Origin of the sequence: Bacillus sanguinis, from assembly GCF_018332475.1 — a bacterium.
Lineage (GTDB): Bacteria > Bacillota > Bacilli > Bacillales > Bacillaceae_G > Bacillus_A > Bacillus_A sanguinis.
Genome location: NZ_BOQB01000695.1, coordinates 1 through 207 on the forward strand (window position 1 = coordinate 1; position 207 = coordinate 207).

Annotated in this window: 1 pseudogene; it reads right to left on the minus strand. The window is 39.1% G+C overall.

Annotated elements, in window-relative coordinates:
* Positions 1-179: pseudogene (locus KI369_RS29810) on the minus strand (enoyl-CoA hydratase); the annotation flags it as partial.
* Between the last annotated feature and the right edge of the window lie 28 nt (positions 180-207).

A 207-nucleotide genomic window follows, 5' to 3' on the forward strand; every position in this document is an offset into this window, starting at 1 on the left:
TTCCCGCATAGCACAACAATATGCGCAGAACTCTCCGCTACTTCTTTCAGTTTTTGTAATAGCTCTTTTAACGTTGGCTCATCTAATGCATTTAACACCTCTGGGCGATTGACCATAACCGTTGCAACGTGCCCTTCATATTTCACAATGACAGATTCTGTTTTACTTGTTACTTCCATTATATATACCCCTCTTTTCTACATAAAG